Source organism: Sphingobium sp. BHU LFT2 (assembly GCF_018604485.1).
Lineage (GTDB): Bacteria > Pseudomonadota > Alphaproteobacteria > Sphingomonadales > Sphingomonadaceae > Sphingobium > Sphingobium yanoikuyae_A.
Window position 1 is genome coordinate 26036 of sequence record NZ_JAFCGW010000015.1, and the last position, 16682, is coordinate 42717.

General features: G+C 60.2%; 13 protein-coding genes and 1 pseudogene. 2 read left to right on the plus strand and 12 right to left on the minus strand.

What is annotated here, in order from left to right; all coding sequences use genetic code 11:
• Positions 1-180: 180 nt before the first annotated feature.
• The 4 genes from JQK15_RS21630 to JQK15_RS21645 all read right to left on the minus strand — a co-directional run bounded on the left by JQK15_RS21630 (position 181) and on the right by JQK15_RS21645 (position 6542).
• Positions 181-3306, minus strand: coding sequence for a PAS domain S-box protein (locus JQK15_RS21630; RefSeq protein WP_251007950.1), 3126 nt, complete (start codon positions 3304-3306; stop codon positions 181-183).
• Positions 3307-3337: 31 nt separating this feature from the next.
• The gene (locus JQK15_RS21635) at positions 3338-5323 is read right to left on the minus strand and encodes a hybrid sensor histidine kinase/response regulator (RefSeq protein WP_214867786.1); all 1986 of its coding nucleotides are present in this window, start codon (positions 5321-5323) and stop codon (positions 3338-3340) included.
• Entirely contained in the window at positions 5320-5496 is a 177-nt protein-coding gene (locus JQK15_RS27550) for a type II toxin-antitoxin system ParD family antitoxin (RefSeq protein ID WP_214867788.1), read from the minus strand. Before JQK15_RS27550 ends, JQK15_RS21635 begins: the two co-directional genes overlap by 4 nt.
• 212 nt (positions 5497-5708) lie before the next feature.
• Positions 5709-6542: a transporter gene (locus JQK15_RS21645; RefSeq protein WP_214867790.1), complete on the minus strand. Its 834-nt coding sequence runs from the start codon at positions 6540-6542 to the stop codon at positions 5709-5711.
• A gap of 62 nt (positions 6543-6604) precedes the next feature.
• Between JQK15_RS21645 and JQK15_RS21650 the strand changes: the two genes are divergently transcribed.
• Together JQK15_RS21650 and JQK15_RS21655 are read left to right on the plus strand one after the other, a co-directional pair.
• A complete protein-coding gene (locus JQK15_RS21650) occupies positions 6605-7072 on the plus strand; it encodes a type 2 periplasmic-binding domain-containing protein (protein WP_214867792.1) in 468 nt (155 codons plus the stop codon).
• Positions 7069-7989 (plus strand): cation efflux transmembrane domain-containing protein, encoded by a 921-nt coding sequence (locus tag JQK15_RS21655; protein ID WP_214867794.1) that lies wholly within the window; start codon positions 7069-7071, stop codon positions 7987-7989. The genes JQK15_RS21650 and JQK15_RS21655 overlap by 4 nt, the downstream gene beginning before the upstream one ends.
• 329 nt (positions 7990-8318) lie before the next feature.
• Here the strand turns inward: JQK15_RS21655 and JQK15_RS21660 are convergent, their stop codons facing one another.
• The 8 genes and pseudogenes from JQK15_RS21660 to JQK15_RS21695 form a co-directional block, all read right to left on the minus strand.
• Positions 8319-8984, minus strand: a complete 666-nt coding sequence (locus tag JQK15_RS21660; protein ID WP_214867796.1) for a hypothetical protein — start codon at positions 8982-8984, stop codon at positions 8319-8321.
• An 83-nt stretch (positions 8985-9067) separates the two neighbouring features.
• Positions 9068-9382, minus strand: a complete 315-nt coding sequence (locus tag JQK15_RS21665) for an excalibur calcium-binding domain-containing protein (RefSeq protein ID WP_214867798.1) — start codon at positions 9380-9382, stop codon at positions 9068-9070.
• Positions 9383-9386: 4 nt separating this feature from the next.
• Complete coding sequence (locus JQK15_RS21670; RefSeq protein ID WP_214867800.1) at positions 9387-9968, minus strand: hypothetical protein; 582 nt, start codon at positions 9966-9968, stop codon at positions 9387-9389.
• A gap of 12 nt (positions 9969-9980) precedes the next feature.
• Complete coding sequence (locus JQK15_RS21675) at positions 9981-11141, minus strand: M48 family metallopeptidase (RefSeq protein WP_251007951.1); 1161 nt, start codon at positions 11139-11141, stop codon at positions 9981-9983.
• Positions 11142-11157: 16 nt separating this feature from the next.
• A pseudogene (locus tag JQK15_RS21680) lies at positions 11158-11850 on the minus strand (hypothetical protein).
• A 603-nt stretch (positions 11851-12453) separates the two neighbouring features.
• Entirely contained in the window at positions 12454-13923 is a 1470-nt protein-coding gene (locus JQK15_RS21685) for an alginate export family protein (RefSeq protein WP_214867802.1), read from the minus strand.
• An 80-nt stretch (positions 13924-14003) separates the two neighbouring features.
• Positions 14004-15311, minus strand: coding sequence for an MFS transporter (locus tag JQK15_RS21690; protein WP_214867804.1), 1308 nt, complete (start codon positions 15309-15311; stop codon positions 14004-14006).
• A gap of 70 nt (positions 15312-15381) precedes the next feature.
• Positions 15382-16647: a gallate dioxygenase gene (locus tag JQK15_RS21695; RefSeq protein ID WP_214867806.1), complete on the minus strand. Its 1266-nt coding sequence runs from the start codon at positions 16645-16647 to the stop codon at positions 15382-15384.
• Between the last annotated feature and the right edge of the window lie 35 nt (positions 16648-16682).

The window sequence follows — 16682 nt, forward strand, 5'->3', positions numbered from 1 at the left end:
AATAAGCCAGTGAGGATCCTGACGCCATCATTGCTTGGGGTCAAAATGGTAAGCGACCAAAGATGACCGCAGCGAGGCACATCATCCTGCAGATGTAATCTCGAATATAAACGTCAACCACTGCAATTTTGCCGAGGGAAAGCAGAACCAGCAGCGCAATGATGCCGTCTCGCCCGGGATCTAGCTTTCAATCATCGTTCGGATCCTTGTTGCGAGCGCTTCCATGGCGAACGGCTTAGTGATCATCTCCATGCCATGCTCCAGGAAACCGGAGGCTAGCGCAGCATTTTCAGCATAGCCCGTCATGAAGAGAATCTTCAGTCCAGGGCGCAGTTCGCGCGCTGCATCCGCGACTTGTCGACCATTCAGTCCGGGCAGTCCGATGTCCGTGACCAGCAGGTCGATGCGCCGTTTGGATTGCAGGATTTCGAGACCGTTCGGGCCATCGACCGCCTCAAGTGCCTGGTAGCCAAGCTCCTTGAGTTCCTCGACGATCAGGCCCCTCACGATGGGCTCATCTTCGACGACCAACACCACCTCGCCAGCGTCCGCCATGTGCGCTTCGGTCAGCTCATGGACCGGTTCGTCCGTCTCTTCCGTGCCCCGGAACCGCGGCAGGTAAAGCTTGAACGTCGTTCCTTTGGCTACCTCGCTGTAGATTTTCGCATAGCCTTCCGATTGCTGAGCAAAGCCATAGATCATCGAGAGCCCCAACCCGGTTCCTTGACCGATTGGCTTTGTGGTGAAGAAGGGCTCGAACGCCTTGGCGATCGTGTCGGCATCCATGCCCACGCCGGTATCCGTCACGCAAATGCAGACATATTGGCCCGGCTTCACGCCCCGCTGGCGTGCCGCATAGGCGCTGTCGAGATGGGCATTGCACGTCTCGATCGTGAGTTTCCCGCCCTCGGGCATGGCATCTCTCGCGTTGATCGCCAGGTTGAGGATCGCGCTTTCGAGCTGGTTGGGATCGCATTTCGTGATCCACAGGCCGCCCGCGAGGGCGAGCTCGAGTTCGATACGCTCTCCAAGCGTCCGGCGAAGCAGATCGTCCATTGAGGAGACGAGCGTGTTCGCCCTGACAGGCTTTGGGTCGAGCGGCTGCCGGCGCGAAAATGCAAGGAGCCGGTGAGTAAGCCCCGCGGCCCTGTTCGCCGCGTTCGACGCGCCCGCGATATAGCGGTCGAGTTCGGTGAACCGTCCTTGGGTCACCCGCCTTTGGACGATTTCCAGACTGCCGGTGATGCCCTGAAGCAGATTGTTGAAATCATGGGCGATGCCGCCCGTCAGCTGACCCACCGCTTCCATCTTCTGCGACTGGCGCAGTGCCGCTTCGGCATCGGCCAGTGCAGCGGCGGCCTCGGTCTCGGCGGTCACGTCGCGGCCAAAGCCGTAAAAGGTGCCGCCTTCCGGCACCGTGGTCCACTTGATCAGGCGCTCATGGCCGTCCTTGGCCCGCAGCCGGGTCTGATATTCCAGCATGGGCTGCCCGGCGGACAGCGTGCGCACGCGCTCGCTCCAGAAGCTTTCGTCGTCGATCATGAAGTCGGTGCTACGCTTGCCGAGCGTTTCCCGACGGCTCCAGCCGAGCGCCTTGGTCCAAGATGGGTTGACGTCGGTGATCGTACCCTGGCTGTCGGTGACGACCTTCAAAATGGGTGACAAGCTCCAAGTCCGGTCGCGATCCTGCAAGAGTTGGCGCTCGTCGGTGATATCGCGGCCGACGGCGTGGATGCGATCGGCGTCGGGGACGGCCGTCCAGGCGAGGAGCCGATAGTCCCCGTTGCTGGTGCGATAGCGGTTCTCGAACGCCAATGTGGTCACGCCTTGCGAGAGCTTTTCCACCTCGGCGTAGGTGCTGGGTATGTCGTCGGGATGGATGAAATCCCCCAATTGCTTTCCCACCATCTCGTCTTCGGCCCATCCCAGGAGCCGCCGCGCAGACGGGTTGACGGCGGTGATGACGCCATCGAACGTGCAGACCAGCATGAGATCGCGCGAGATTGACCATAGACGGTCGCGATCGGCCGAACTCTGCGCCTGACTGAGCTTCTGCTCGTGAATATCGGTGTTCGTTCCGATCCATCTGATGATCTCGTCCGCATCATCGCGGATCGGCACTGCGCGCACCAGATGCCAACGATAGCTCCCGTCGGCAGCCCGGATACGAAATTCGGTTTCATAAGGCTGGCCCAATCCCAGTGCGGACTGCCATCGCTCGGCTGCCTCTGCGAGATCGTCGGGGTGAACGATCGACGTCCAGCCATCGCCTGTAAGGTCCGCCTCGGTGGCGCCGCTATATTTGAACGTCCGGTCATTAAACCAGTCGAGCTTTCCATCCGGCGGGGCGGTCCAGATATGGCTCGGCAGGGCCTGCGCGAAGGTTCGGAACTGGGCCTCACTGGCGCTGATGGCCGCTTCGGCCCGCATGCGGTCGGTGACATCGACACCCGATACGAAGATGCCGGTGACCTCTCCCTCTTCGTTCCTGAGCGGTTGATAGACAAAGTCCAGACGGCGCTCGTGCGAGTGGTTGTCTGCCGACCCCTGAAGCTGGAAGGAGGCCCCCGAAGCCTGGAAGACCTCTCCTGAAGCGTAAACCTGGTCGAGCAGCGCTAGGAAATCTTGCTCCTGCGCTTCCGGCAAGACGTCGCCGATCGGCTGGCCGATGACTTCCCGACCGCCCACGAGCGCCTGATAGGCCGGATTGGTCATCAGAAACCGATGCTCGGGTCCTTCGAGCAATGCCATGAAGCTGGGGCTATGCTCGGCCATCTGCAGGAGCTTGCGCCGTTCGTCGGCGATGCGCTCGTTCGCAAGCACGGCTTGCGTCGTCTCGAGGACGATGGCGATGACGCCCAGAACGGAGCCGTCATCGTCGAAAGCCGGGGAATATTCGATGTCGGTCCACAGGCGGCGGGGCGTGCCGTCGCGGATGAGCGTGAGTTCCTGATCCTTGTAGGACAGGGTTCCGCCGCCATGATAAACCTGGCGCATGACGTTGGCGTTGAAATCCGCGACCTCGTGCCAGCCCTCAAGGACATCGGATCCCAGCAGGCCCGGGTGTCGGTCACCGGCGAACGTGCGATAGGCGTCGTTATAGATCATCACGCCCTTGGGTCCCCAAAGCGTCACGATGGGTGCCTGCGAGCGCAGAACAAATGCCAGCGATGTGCGCATTGCGGCGGGCCACGCCGTGATCGGGCCGATACTTGTCGCTGACCAATCGAAGCCGGCGATGAGTGTGCCCATTTCGCCGGCGTTGACGAGGAATGCCCAAGGCTGTTGCTTGCTGCCGGCGTTCATTCGATCTGACTCGCGTCTCCTGCCTCGTTCATCACGACCTTATGCCGTTTGGTTGCCGTGCCGTTCGCAGCGCGCGCGCGAGCCCCTCTGCGGTATAGGGCTTTTGCAGCAGCTCGAAACCATGCGTCCCCTCGGCCGCAAGAACATGACTATAGCCGCTGGTGAGAACCACGGGCAGCTTCGGAAATCTCGAGCGAAGGGTTTCCGCAAGTTCGACGCCCGAGATGCCCGGCATGACGACATCGGTGAAGACAATATCGAAGCGCTCCGGCTCGGCCTCGACGAGGGCCAGGGCATCCTGAGCGCTCGATACCCAGATATTGCCGTAGCCAAGGTCGCTAACAAGTTGCGACGCGAATTCGCCGACGAGCTGGTTGTCTTCGACCAGCAGCACACAGCGCGCCTCGTCCGCGTGTAGATCGGTTGGCGGAGAGACATCGGTCAATTGGTTAAGTGGCTTAGCCTCGGCGTGCGGAAGATAGAGGATGAAGGTCGCTCCCGCACCGGCCTTGCTCTCGATATTGATTTCGCCCCCCGACTGCTTGGCGAAACCAAATACCTGGCTGAGGCCAAGCCCGGTGCCGTGGCCGACATCCTTTGTCGTGAAGAAGGGCTCGAAAATCCGCGGCAGGTCGGCCTCCGAGATACCTGCCCCCGTGTCAGTGACCATGACAGCGATGAACTTGCCTTGGACCGCTGCGTGGCCGCGGGTCGCCGGTATGCCGTCCCGCTCTTCGACGACAATCCGCAGTTGCCCTTCTCCGCCCATGGCGTCCCGGGCATTGACCGCCATGTTCAGCATCGCAGTGTCGAACTGGGTCGGATCGGCCTCCACTATGCAAGGCTCGCAGCGGATATCCAACTCCAGCTTTACACGCGAGCCCGACACGCTGCGCAGCATCTCCTCGTCCTTGCGCAGTCGCTCGGCGACATCGAAGGCCTCGGCTTGCAACGGCTGACGCCGGGCGAATGCCAGGAGCTGATTAGTCAGCTTGGCCGCACGCTGCGCCGTCTCGGCGATGGCATGCACATATCGCTCGCGCTTTTCTTCCGAGAGGTTGGGACGCTTCAGAAGATCGATACTGCCTAGGATGACGGTAAGAAGATTGTTGAAGTCGTGCGCCACGCCACCCGTCAGCTGGCCGATGGCTTCCATCTTCTGGCTTTGCCGTAAGGTTTCTTCGATGCGCTCGCGCTCGGCGACCTCGGCCTGTAGAATTTTGAAGGATTCGGCGAGCGCCTCGCCCTGGTCTGTCACCGCATGCTCAAGCGAGAGGTTCAGCTTCTCCAGTGTCGCACGCGCCTGAGCTTCATTCTCGACGTCGATGCATGTGGCGATCCATCGCAGAATGCGCCCGTCGTCGTCGGTCTGCGGCAAACCGCGGCACGAAAAGCAGCGGTAGGAACCATCCCGCCCCGCAACGGAGAAAGTATGGTTGAAGGCGGTGCCCGAGCTGACGGCTTCTGCCCAGGCTTCCTGCGTCCGCTCGCGATGGTCTGGATGGATTGTTTCGAGCCAGCGATCACCGAGCAGATCCTCGTCGGCTCGCCCCGTATATTCGCGATATCGCTCATTGATCTGGACAATGTGGCCGTCCGTGTCCGCCTGGAACACAAAGCCAGGCAGCGCGTCGGTCAGGGTGGCAAGGCTGCGTTCCGCTTCGCGCTCCCGCGTGCGATCGCGAACGATCTTTACGAACCCTGATCGGTCCTGAAGCGGCATCATGAGACCGGAGCCCCAGAACCGCGAGCCATCGGTGCGCATGTGGAAACGTTCATCGAGGGCGCGGCCTTCCTGCGCCGCGCGGCTCATCTCATCTTCTGGTGATCCTGCTGCCTGATCTTCGGGCGTGAAGAAGAGGCGGCCGTGCTGACCGATCGCTTGTGCGGGCGACCAACCCAGCAGGTTGACGGCGCCTGGGTTCCAGCTCGTAATGCGTCCGTCTACGTCGAGGGTGATGATGGCAAAATCTGTCGCGCTTTCGACAATGCACTGAGCAAGGTTGGAATCGATCATCGTTCGGTCTGGTTCACTCGATGTGGCGCAGGGGCTGGCTGCGCTGCGAGCGAACGGAGGCCCGCGCGAACAACTTCGCTTGCGTTGGAATAATATCCGGAGGCGACCTGTTCAGAGATGAACCGATCCAATTCTCGACTGAGCGAGATCGTGCGTACCTGGCGGCCCGACATGCATCCCCCGACATTGTGTGACAATGCAATACACCCCAGGTGCCCCCGGGTTCCTTAGCGTAGGGCTTATATCGCTTGGGAGCTCGTCGCGACGCTGTCCGCAAACGACCTCGTGCCCCTCATGGAGCCCGTCGATCATCACGGTACGGGTTAAATTCGAAACGAATGCATGCTTTCGATGAAGGCCGGCAAATAGCCGCCGGGCTGCCGTTTCAGAACTTTCGACTGATCCCGATCGCCAGACGTACATCCGGGGTGTCGGAATTTAGGCCAGCCACATATTGCACATCGAGCTGGGTCATCTCCTTGATCCGCCATGCTAGCGATAGGGCAGCACTGGCTAAGGTCGCCACGTCAGCAGGATCGCGATCTCGCATGATCTCGACCTCGGGCGACATTCTGATTTTGTCGGACAGGCTGATTTGAATTCCCGCAGCCGCGCCGTAAGCAAAGTGACGGCCTGATCGATCCTCATCGACCGCCGCCTCGGCGCGTGGCGACACAGCCAAAAGCAGCGTATCATTGAACTTGTAGCTGAGCGGCACGACGAGCCCTGCGCTCCAGTCCCCATCACCACCCTGATTGGTGCCGGTGGGCAGGGTGATATAGGGCAGCATTCCTGCAGCAAGGCCGTTGGCCTTTTCCTGCGGATGTTTCAGATTCTGCTTCAGGCCAATCGTCAAATCACCGATCCCATGGGCGCGTTCGAGAACGTTCGCTTGATAATCGCGGGTTACCGTGCGCACATAGGCGCTCCACGAAATCTGCACTTCGGTCTGCGCCGCCAGCCCATAACGCAGCTGGATGTCACCCAGCTTCAGTGTGTCCTTTCGCTCGTCGGGGTCCTTGTCCCGCTCCCAATCTGCCAGTCCAACTTCCAGTTGCAGATGACCGGGATCGACGGTGCAGGCCGCCGTGGTAAGGCCCGGCCGCTCGGTGCATAATTCCCGCAGTTCCGATGCCGATGGCGATCCGCTATCCTGAGCATAAGCGCCCTGTGGGGTGTAGAGCAGAAGCAGACCTAGGGCCGGGCAAAGTTTCCGCATGATGTCCCTGTTGTATCGTTGTGTTGACGAAACCGCACAGGCACTTGAACGTTCCACCAAGGATGATCGAGAAACCCCGCCTCAACGTAAATTGGCTTGTCCTCGGAGCCACTCTTTTGCTGCCAGCCTGCGAGGCTTTGCCAGTCGATCCAGAAAACACGTCACAGAAAATCGTGCGCGACAGACAGTTCACCGTGGGACTGGTCGCCGGTACCACCCAGCAGAGCATGGTCGAGCAACTGCTCGGCGAGGTTGCCAAGCGTACACATGCGCGGCCACGCGTTGTGAGCGGCGCTACGGAAATCCTCCTTCAGGAAGTTTCAAAGGGAAAGCTTGATCTCGTCATAGGCGAGTTCACGAAAAACAGCCCCTGGCAGACAGATGTAGCTTTCGGGCCACCCCTGCGCTCTTCGGGTTTGAAAAGCGATCCGCTCGAACTAAAGGCGGCGATGCGAAACGGCGAGAACCGCTGGATCATGCTTGTGGAACGTGCATCGCGCGCGGTTTCTGCGGAAGCGAGGAGCCAATGAGCAACAGTTTGCCGGACGAATTGCGCGATACGATGCGCGCCGCGATCAGGCTGGAATATTGGAACTTGTTCTGGACGTCGACCATCATTGTGGTGATGGGCCTCGTGCTCGGCCAGAGCCAGACCATGAAGACGGCCTGGGTCGAGGATACGCTGGGTGTCGTGCCGCCGATCATGTTCCTGATTGCCGCCCACATGGAATTGAAGGGCGGCAGGTCCAGGAAGTTCCCCTTCGGCTTCGAGCGAGTTAACGGCCTTGGATTCTTTGTCGCCGCCGTGGCGCTTACGGCCGTCGGCCTGCTTTTATTCTACAACGCAGTTGTCGCCCTCGTGACTGCCGAACATGCGACCGTCGGATCAATCGTGCTGTTCGGAGACGACTTCTGGCTCGGGTGGCTGATGATCGCAGCGCAGCTCTATTCCCTCATCCCGCCGATGCTGATCGGTCGTAAGGAATTACCGCTCGCTGAGAAGCTCAATGACAAGCTGCTGCACACCGATGCGCTGATGAACAAGGCAAATTGGCTGACGGGCGCGGCGGGCCTGGCCGGTATCATTGGCCTTGGGCTGGGTTGGTGGTGGGCTGACTCCGTAGCTGCGGCGGTCATTTCAATCGATGTGATCAGCGATGGGATGAAGGCGCTGCGCTCTTCGACAGCCGAACTGATCGACGGATCCCCACGTGCCCTCTCGAGCCCAGAGCTTTCCGAAGATGCCCTCAAGCTTGAAAACCGCCTGCGCGACGAATTTCCGCAGGCTACAATCCGCCTGCGGGAAACCGGTCGTTTGATCCGCGCCGAAGTTCATGGTGTGCACCCCCCGGCGGAATGTCGCCATCCTCGTGCTTATTGGCCGAAAGAAAAGGACCGTGCATGGCGGCTTGCGCAAGTCAGTTTCATCCCTCCGGTAGAGAATTAGCCGGTAAATCGCAGCGGGCCATCATGCCGCTATCGCCCGCCTGATCGACCACACCCACATTCGCTCGGGAACGGCGCGAGCTGGTCCGGCAGCCGCCGGCTCCTGAAGACAGCTATCTCTTACCCCGGCCCTGAATTCGACGATCGCTTGCCGACGATTTCGGGAAGTGCCGGACGGCACTGCGCCCATCCAAACGAGCCTAGTCAATCCAGCTTGCGGGCAAGCCGACCCACAGCGCCCGCCTCGGCGGCCAGGTTGCGATCATAGGGCAATGGGCTCTGTCTGATTGGATATTCCAAATTTCCCGCGAAGTTGAAAGTCCTGCAATTTCATTCAAGTTTAAGACGCTCCCACTCAGCAATTAAAGACTTGTACCGGCCATGGAACACCTCCTCTTCGTCACCTCTCAAAGGTGTCGTTTGCGGAGAGAAAAACACCCGACGAAGGGGATCGATAATGCGCATGTCGCTCGGATCCAGTTTTGTCAGAGCCTGCTGCATGGCCCATAAACCAAGCCTTCCCCCCTCATCCGGAAGTGCGGGATCCTCACTGAAGTAAGGGTAGACGACGCGCGTATATTTTCCCCTGACGCGTGCATGAAGAGCGTCGCGTATGCGGATTGTGCCGCCCACCCCTTCAATTCGCAGTTTGCCGTGAACGCTCTGGGGGATGATCTCAACCGGTTCGTTCGACCAACGCAACTTCGCGCTAAGTAGCTCGAGGACACCGTCCTTCAGAAGCGGATATAATCGCTTGTAGTTATTATTCGAAGCGACACGCAGATTGGTCATATCAGGGAGGTCACCATCGCCCGAAATATGCTTCTTAACGTCTGTCCAGAACGGCAAATAGAAATCCCCTCCCTGGCTACGCGTCCCTCCTGCCTCCTTTTTGCGATCAAGCCGAATATCATTCTTCAAGATGGACTGCCGCAGGGCTTGTCTTGCATAGAATAGCTGCAAGGCTTTCCGGAGGGGGATGTCGAGTACGGACATAAGAAATACTCTTCGTCAGTGCCAAATTTACTAGAACGGTGAATCTTCCAGCGACAATTTGTCAGCGCAGAAATCTATTCGGATCATTCGCAGCCGATCCCATCACCATCTCGATCCAGGTGACGGCCATAGCCGGGGTCGCCGGCACGAACCGGCGCAGCGCCCGCTGCTCGCGCTGCAGCGCAGTTCGGGTACGCCCCGCGAGTTGATGAGGACAGAGGCTGGGGCCGGGATGGTGCCGATGAAGAACGATGGCAATGATAGCCGCCGTTCTTCCGATCATTATGACAGCCCTCAGCATTCAAGCCCCCGGGATGCCCCGATGCTGCCGCACCCCACCCCGTGATGATGAGCCCAAGGGTAGCACGCAAAGGCCAATATCGAACAACCGGGGCCATGGGCCTACAGCTTCAGCGTGGCAGCAAGCTTCCTGAACTTGTCCACATCCTTGTCGAAATAATAGAGTTTTGGCGCTTCGTAGATCACCAGGTAGAGCTGGCCATTGACGATAGCGCCTATGCCCTCCCCTTTGCGTTGAACTTCATCGTCAGCCCGCGTGAAAGCGTAGGTGAAGCGAATACCCTTGTTGCCTGCAAGCATGGCCGGTTCCTGGTCCGCAATCTCCATCTGGTTCACGGAGAACTGGCTGCGATAGGTGGTTTCGAGCAAAGCCGGGATATCGGTGATCAGCATATTGGCTGTCACTTTGGGCAAAGGCCGGTTCTTCTTGTCGATTTCGCGAAGCAATGGCTCGCCGACTGGAACGCCACCGAAGAAACTCACCTTGTTCAGGGAATCCCCGTCGAGCGTCCACAGCTCGACATTCTTTCCATCCTTGCGACTGAGCTGGTTCCATTCGCCATCTGGCGTTGCCGAGAGCCTGGACTTTGCGATGCCGGCACGTGGCCCCGGCGAAATCAAGGCATTCGCCAATGCGGAAGAGGCGGTCAACATCAGCATGGCTGTGGCGATAATCAGGCGCATGACGTCAATTCCTCAATTCGCAAGAAGGGCTGTTATGGCTTTTGCGTCCGAGGCATCCGGACGCGCAGCGAGATAGGCGGAGAGAGCTATGCGCGCCTCATCACTCTGGCCGTTTCGCAACAGGGAAAGGCCCAGATTGCGGTCGAGCTCCGGAGCGGCATACCCAGCAAGCTTGGCCTGGCGGTAGAACTCGCTCGCCTGTTGGAGGTCACGCGGATTGGCGCGGGTGCGATAGAGTTCGCCGCGCGCAAACAGCAGATCACCGGTCCAGCCGGATCGTTCCGCAATATTGCCCAGAATATATTCGCTCCCCCCAAAATCATTGAGTTTCATCTGGGCGGCGAGAAAGCGGGAGATATAAGGAGCGATGGCATCATTATATTCCTTCGCGCGCGCGTCACCGCCGGGCGGGAGCTTGCCCGCTTCGGTGGCAAGGTAGGAGGCACGCGCCAGGGAGGCAGGATGCGTGTCGAAGAAGCCCGCCGAATATTTTGCTTTCACCTTCTGCTTGCGGCCAAGCGCACTGGCATCCGCCTCGGCCATCAGCGCCTGCCAGACTTCGGAGGCCGATTGTGCTGGATAGCCTGATTGCGCGAGATATTTCAGGCCTAAGAGATCAGCCTCCGTCTCCTGCGCGCGGTTGAATTGATAGATGGATCCCAGAAGCGAGAAATTCGTGTCGGCGACCGGTGTGTTACTGATCCCGCCCAGAACCGTGAGCCACGCCATTGCGTCGGTCGCGCCGCGGCGATTCTTGAAGCCGTAAAGAGAATGCCGCAGTTCAAAATGCGCAAACTCATGGCCCAGCACGGCAGCGAGTTCCGCCTCGTTGCGGGCTCGCAGCAATAGCCCGGAATGGACCTGCATGGCTCCGTTAGGCATCATCGAGGCGTTGAAGGTCGGGACTTCGACTGCGTAGACGCGAATGCCAGTGCAGCGATCACTGCCGACCTCCCTGCACAGGACGTTGCGCAGATAGGTTTCGAGACCGCCGTCCCGTATCCGCAAGGGACTGTCGCGAAGCTGGCGCTCGCCTTCATCGGCAAGCATCCACACGCCGCGCTCGTCAACGGTGGAAGGCTCATAGGCCGCCACATAGGGCGCAAGCGTGAAATCATCCTTGGCCACGGCCGGCCGGGAAAAGGCCAGCTCCGCCAAGAGAGCAAAAGCCATAGCATATCCACGCATATCAGGGCTGCGCAGTGGTGAGGGCGACAGGCTTCCCTGGAAAGCCTTCAAGCAATTGCCTGACCCGTTTCTGCGCGCCTTCGGGCGTACGGACATCGCCACCCATCTGCCGGTCGGCATTCAGCCACACCAGTTCTCCGGTCTTGAGGTCCACAAGGCCGGCATATCCCTGATGTACCCCCGATGTGACACCGATGCCGCCCAGCATGCCTACGATCTGCAACATCTTGCGGCCGGTCGAACCATATTCATCATGGGTTGAAATGAAGAGGGCATAGTCCGCGCCCTAAAGGGACTTGAGTTCAGCGATGCCAGGGCCGACGGCCCATTTAAAGCCCTTGTCCCGCTTCTTGGTCGGGAGACGATTGCCTGGAAAGAACTGATATTCGATCACAGAGTCCGCGACAGCGTTGAACAGCTGGGAATATTGCGTCACCAGCGGACCTTCTGCGCCGGCGTTTTCCTCATATGGCATGACCTGATTTCCCAATTGCGTCTGGGCCTCGCTCAGCGCCGTCCCTAGATGGCCGCGTGCCTGCGTGGTCCAGTCTGCATTGGGTTCATAAAGGCCGCCGGTCGACTGCTCGCCCACTCCAATCACAGGGCGCATGAGGATTATTTTCACTGTCCCGGGCTTGAGGGCGAAACCCTCCTTGTTGCCGGTTTTCTCCTGGCCGATCGCCGTTGCCGACATACAGCATGCAAGCGCCAGCAGACATGCTCGTGCAAAATTGTTGATCCGCACCTTTCCCCCGCTCCCCATCAAAGTCGCGAACCGCCGATTGGAACGTGCCCCTCACGTCCCAATCGCATAGCGATCTTAGAACTTCCGGAATGTGAGTGCGCGTGACGCCCATCACGGTTGTGTCGGCATAAGCGGCAAACTTCTTGCAGGTCCTAGATGAATTAGCCGACCGTCAGAACTCGAGAAGGAGCAAACGGAGGCGGAGTGTCTGGAAAGGCTCGGCCTTGCCAAGCGCCGGTCGTCGAAGTCCCTGCCCCGGTCCGATTTGCGTTTCCGTTCCCGGGATTAGAATATCGCTGTCGAAGTGCAACGATGGGCGCAACGCTACCGTCGTGCATCAAGATTCGAGTGTCGCTATCCCGCTATCATTTCTCCAAACCGGCCCAAGACAAGTATGCATTGGTTGAAATAAATAGGCGCCCTTGCTCGCCCGATAAAAAATGCGCGACGCACCTTGTATCGATTTCATGGATCGAGCTTAAGGCAGCATCTAAGGCGCTGATTGAAATGCGTTAGCGCTGCCCCTCTGATCTGCTCCAAGGAAGAAATGCACTAGAAGCGGATTTGCTGCCAGACGCCGACATAGTCGCTGCTCTTGCCGCCGCCGGCCTTGAACGCCTCGCTCGCAATCCAGCGGGTGAAGAAAAAGCGGTAGCTAAGATTTTTCGTGACGATCCAGTCGGCCTGGAAATTACAGCCGGTCCCCACATAGGACGACCCGACCGGCCGCACGCCGGGATAATTGGTCGGCCCGGCATAGGTCGCGTCCTTCTTGGTTTCGCGCCAGAAGAATTCCGGTCCCGCGACCAGCGTCAACGTCTTGGCCGGCTTGACGGTCAGGTTCGGATAGAGATCGACGATGTTGGAAAAGTTGAGATAGCCTGCATCACCGAACAAGGGCAGGCGCGGTGCAGGCGGCGCGAAGGTGCCCAGTGTGCCATTATTGGGCTTGCCGTCGCCGCTGAACGCATCGAAGCGGAGACCGACGCGCGGGCGCAGCGGCGTCGTTGGTGGCAGACTGTAGCCCAGATCACTGTTGAAGCCCCAGGCGCGGATGCGATCGCCGGCGAAATGGCCCGTCTGGAACGTCCCTTCCGCATCATAGTCCCAGGCGCCGCTTTTGCCGCCGATGCGCATGCCCCAGCTTTCACGATGTTCCTCGCCTGTAAGCAGGGCGAATTTCGCGACCTTGTTAAAGACGTCATAATGATAGACGTCGATCTGGGTGCCAGGCAGCAGCAACCCCTTCGCCGCGGAGATCGTCACACCGCTGAAATGGCGGTCAGGATTGGCCTTGTCGTCGAAGGCGCCGGCCAGCAACTGCATTGGCCGCACCGCGAACGCGTCGATCCGCAGGCGGTTCTTGAGGATGAAGGTGCCGCGCACGCCCTGATAGGTGAACCGCACATTGGTCCCATCACGCAAGCCCACCAGCTTGCCATTGCCCAGTGGCATTTCGAACCGGCCCGGTCGCAGCGTGAAAAGCGCCTGGTCGCCGAACGGCACGGTGATGTCCGCGAAGATTTGCTGGAACTCCAGCTTGTCGCGATTGGGCGGGGTCGCCGTTGTCGCGTCATATTCCTTGTTGTGGCCCAATTCGCTGAAGATGCGCAGATAGGGCGTCATGTGCAGGTCCGCGACGAGGCGGAGCCGCTGGCCCAGATTGTGGTTGGCGTCATTTGCGCTGGCGCCCAGATTCTGGTGCGTCCAGCTCTGATAATAATAGCGCATCTCGCCGCCGATGGAGAGCCGGATATCCGGATCGGCAATGGGCAGGTTGCGCAGGCGCTCCAGCGGATTTTCGCGACGATAGGCGGGATCGGACGCAATGTCCCAATTCTCGGTCCAGCGCAGGCTTTGCGGAACGCCCGATTTTGCCGGAACGCCGCCGGGCACTGGTTCCGGGACCGGCGGCGCCACCGGCTCCGGCGCGGGCCCCACCTGGGCGAGCGCAACGTAATGCGTTGCGACACAAAGCAGCGACGCCGCAGCCAGCAGCGGGCGGCGATCATGATAAGACATGGCAATAGTCTCCCGATCCCGACTGGCCGCAGCCGGGTCTTGATGGTTCCGAAGTCGATCAGCGGGTCAGGCGACGAGGTTCAGGCAATGGCGCTTTCGCGATAATTGAGCGTCAGCAGGATGATCCCGGCGATCAGCGTGCCGCAGGCCAGCATCAGGGCAACCGGCCCCAGCGACCAGCCGGCCGTGAACAGCAGGCCGGCGAGCACCGGCCCCAGCGCAGCGCCGGCGCGCCCTACCCCGATCACCAGCCCGGTCCCCCCCGCGCGCAGCCGTGCCGGGAAGGATTGGGCGATTACGGCATAAAGCCCCGCCGTCGCGCCATTGGTAAATATGCCCCCGACGCATGCCATGATCGACAATTCGGACAGCGTGCGCGGCCAGGCGCCGAAGACGCAGATCGCGACTGCGCCACCGAACATGGCGATCGCGACCAGGCGGCGCACGCTGAACCGCTGGCTGAGCAAACTGATGCCGAGCGATCCCAGCATACCGCCAACATTGGCCCATACCAGCACGCCGCCCGCCGCCGCCGCGGCGAAGCCCATGTCGACGATGATCTTGGGAATCCACTTCACGAAGAAGTAGAAGCTCAGCATGTGGCCGAAATAGACCAGGGTCAGCAGGATGGTGAGCGCGCGGACGTCCGGGTTGAAGAGTTGGGCGATGCCCGGTCCCGCCACTTGCGGATCGGGCGGGGGCAATTCCGCCAAGGGTGCGCGCCCCTGCCGCACCATGGTGCGGTTGATCCGTTCCAGCGCATTCGCCGGCCGCCTGTGCAACAGGAAGGCGATGGTTTCCGGCACCAGCCGCAACACCAGCGGAATGAAGCAGAGCGTCACGAGCGCGCCGAACTCGAAGACCGACTGCCACCGCCCGGTCCATGCCAGCAATAGCGAGGCGATGCTGCCGCCCAGGATCGCGCCGACCGGATAGCCCCCGGCCATAATCGCCACTGCCAGGTTGCGACGGCGGGCATTGGAACATTCCGCGACGATCGCGCCCGTGGCTGCCAGCATGCCGCCAATGCCTAGCCCGGTGAACAGGCGGAACAGCGAGAGCATCATGACATTACCGGCGATCGAAGCCAGCCCCATGCCGCTGCCCATGATGACGAGACAGGTCAGGATCGTGGGACGACGTCCAATCCGGTCGGCCAGATTGCCGAGCAGAAAGGCGCCGATACCCATGCCGATCAGTTCCATCGACAGCACGACGCCCAGCGCCGCCCGGGTAATGCCCCAGTCATGCGCGATGCCCGGCGAGGCAAAACTGATCGAAAGGACATCGAAACCGTCGAGCGCATTGAGCGCCGTCGCGGTCGCGACCGTGAGCATCTGACGATAGTGCATCGGCTCGCGCGCGATGATCGCGCGGGGGTCTTCCATATATTTTCTCCTCTCCGAGGCCGCGCTACCCGTTGGCCCCGAACTGTTTTGTTTTGAATTGCGATAGCCTTCAGTTGCCGACTGGCGCAGCGACCCCGTAGCTGACCTGCTGGTTGCGGGTCTTCTGGAACTCTTCGAGCGACTGCCCGCGCATTGCGGCATAGATCGCCGGATTGGGCACACCGCTCAACGCGGCCAGCTTTTCCAGCAGGAAGAAGATGGCGCCATAGTGAATAAGCCCGCGCCAATCGCGGTTGCGTATCAGGCAACGCTCCTCGTCGCTGAGATCGGCGGCAGCCAGAGCTCCATCCTCGTCGGCCCGGAAGGTCGCACGATGGCCCGCATCGATGAGCGAGTGGAGGAACTTGTTGACCTTCCAGCCGCGCGCACTGCGATCAAGCGTGTAGGGATAGGTCCCCTCCAGCCGGCTGATGCCCGCCAACTGTGAGCCCATCGCATGAAGATGATGCGCCGCATCGCTTTCTGTCATCGGCGCGGCCTCATTCTCGTAGATGGCAGTCGCAATCGCGCACATGGACGGCAGATAATAGCTCTGGTGGATCTTGCGCACGCTCGCAGAGAGCGCGCCGCGCATCACCAGCCACATGATTACTTCGGAGCCCTCCATTCCCCCGAGCCGGGCATAGTCGGCATGGGTCAGGCGGGTCAGAGCTATCGGGTCCTTTTCCAGCAGTTCGAGAAACTCCGCGTCCCAAGGTGTATTGTTGAAACCACAGCGCTCCCCATGGACCTGATGCGACAAGCCGCCGGTGGCGACGATCGCAACCTTGATATCCTCAGGGTAGCTTTCAATCGCGCGCCGCAATGCCTGCCCCAGCTTGTAGCAGCGAAGTGCGGATGGGATCGGGAATTGCAGCACGCCCACCTGCAGGGGCACGATCTTCGTTGGCCAGCGCTGCCCGTCATTTTCCATGAGCACGGACAGTGGCGAGAAAATTCCGTGGTCCAGCCCCTTGTTGCGGAAGGTGCTCATATCGAACTCGTCCGTCATTAGCGACTGGACGATATGGCGGGAGAGCGCCGCATGGCCACCGATCGCCGGCACCGGGCGCGGGCCGCCGCCCTCGTCTGCCACCCGATAGCTTTCATCCACACCGAGGCAGAAGGCAGAATAATGGTCGAAGAAGAAGGAGGTGATATGATCATTATAGATCATCACCAGCACGTCAGGACGCTTTTCCTCCAGCCATTTCCGGATCGGGATATAGGCATCGAAGATCGGCTTCCAGGCAGGATCCTCCTGCTTGTTGGCGTCAAGCGCGAAGCCGATGGTCGGCGTATGCGAACTGGCGATCGCGCCGATGATGGTGGCCATGTCTAGTCCTGTCGATATCTGATCAAAATGCGGAG

What these genes read in the sequence shown, in the direction of transcription:
- JQK15_RS21630 (WP_251007950.1), bottom strand. Translation starts at nt 3,306, where the DNA reads ATGAACGCCGGCAGCAAGCAACAGCCTTGGGCATTCCTCGTCAACGCC.
- JQK15_RS21635 (WP_214867786.1), bottom strand. Translation starts at nt 5,323, where the DNA reads ATGATCGATTCCAACCTTGCTCAGTGCATTGTCGAAAGCGCGACAGAT.
- JQK15_RS27550 (WP_214867788.1), bottom strand. Translation starts at nt 5,496, where the DNA reads ATGTCGGGCCGCCAGGTACGCACGATCTCGCTCAGTCGAGAATTGGAT.
- JQK15_RS21645 (WP_214867790.1), bottom strand. Translation starts at nt 6,542, where the DNA reads ATGCGGAAACTTTGCCCGGCCCTAGGTCTGCTTCTGCTCTACACCCCA.
- JQK15_RS21650 (WP_214867792.1), top strand. Translation starts at nt 6,605, where the DNA reads ATGATCGAGAAACCCCGCCTCAACGTAAATTGGCTTGTCCTCGGAGCC.
- JQK15_RS21655 (WP_214867794.1), top strand. Translation starts at nt 7,069, where the DNA reads ATGAGCAACAGTTTGCCGGACGAATTGCGCGATACGATGCGCGCCGCG.
- JQK15_RS21660 (WP_214867796.1), bottom strand. Translation starts at nt 8,984, where the DNA reads ATGTCCGTACTCGACATCCCCCTCCGGAAAGCCTTGCAGCTATTCTAT.
- JQK15_RS21665 (WP_214867798.1), bottom strand. Translation starts at nt 9,382, where the DNA reads ATGGCCCCGGTTGTTCGATATTGGCCTTTGCGTGCTACCCTTGGGCTC.
- JQK15_RS21670 (WP_214867800.1), bottom strand. Translation starts at nt 9,968, where the DNA reads ATGCGCCTGATTATCGCCACAGCCATGCTGATGTTGACCGCCTCTTCC.
- JQK15_RS21675 (WP_251007951.1), bottom strand. Translation starts at nt 11,141, where the DNA reads ATGGCTTTTGCTCTCTTGGCGGAGCTGGCCTTTTCCCGGCCGGCCGTG.
- JQK15_RS21685 (WP_214867802.1), bottom strand. Translation starts at nt 13,923, where the DNA reads ATGTCTTATCATGATCGCCGCCCGCTGCTGGCTGCGGCGTCGCTGCTT.
- JQK15_RS21690 (WP_214867804.1), bottom strand. Translation starts at nt 15,311, where the DNA reads ATGGAAGACCCCCGCGCGATCATCGCGCGCGAGCCGATGCACTATCGT.
- JQK15_RS21695 (WP_214867806.1), bottom strand. Translation starts at nt 16,647, where the DNA reads ATGGCCACCATCATCGGCGCGATCGCCAGTTCGCATACGCCGACCATC.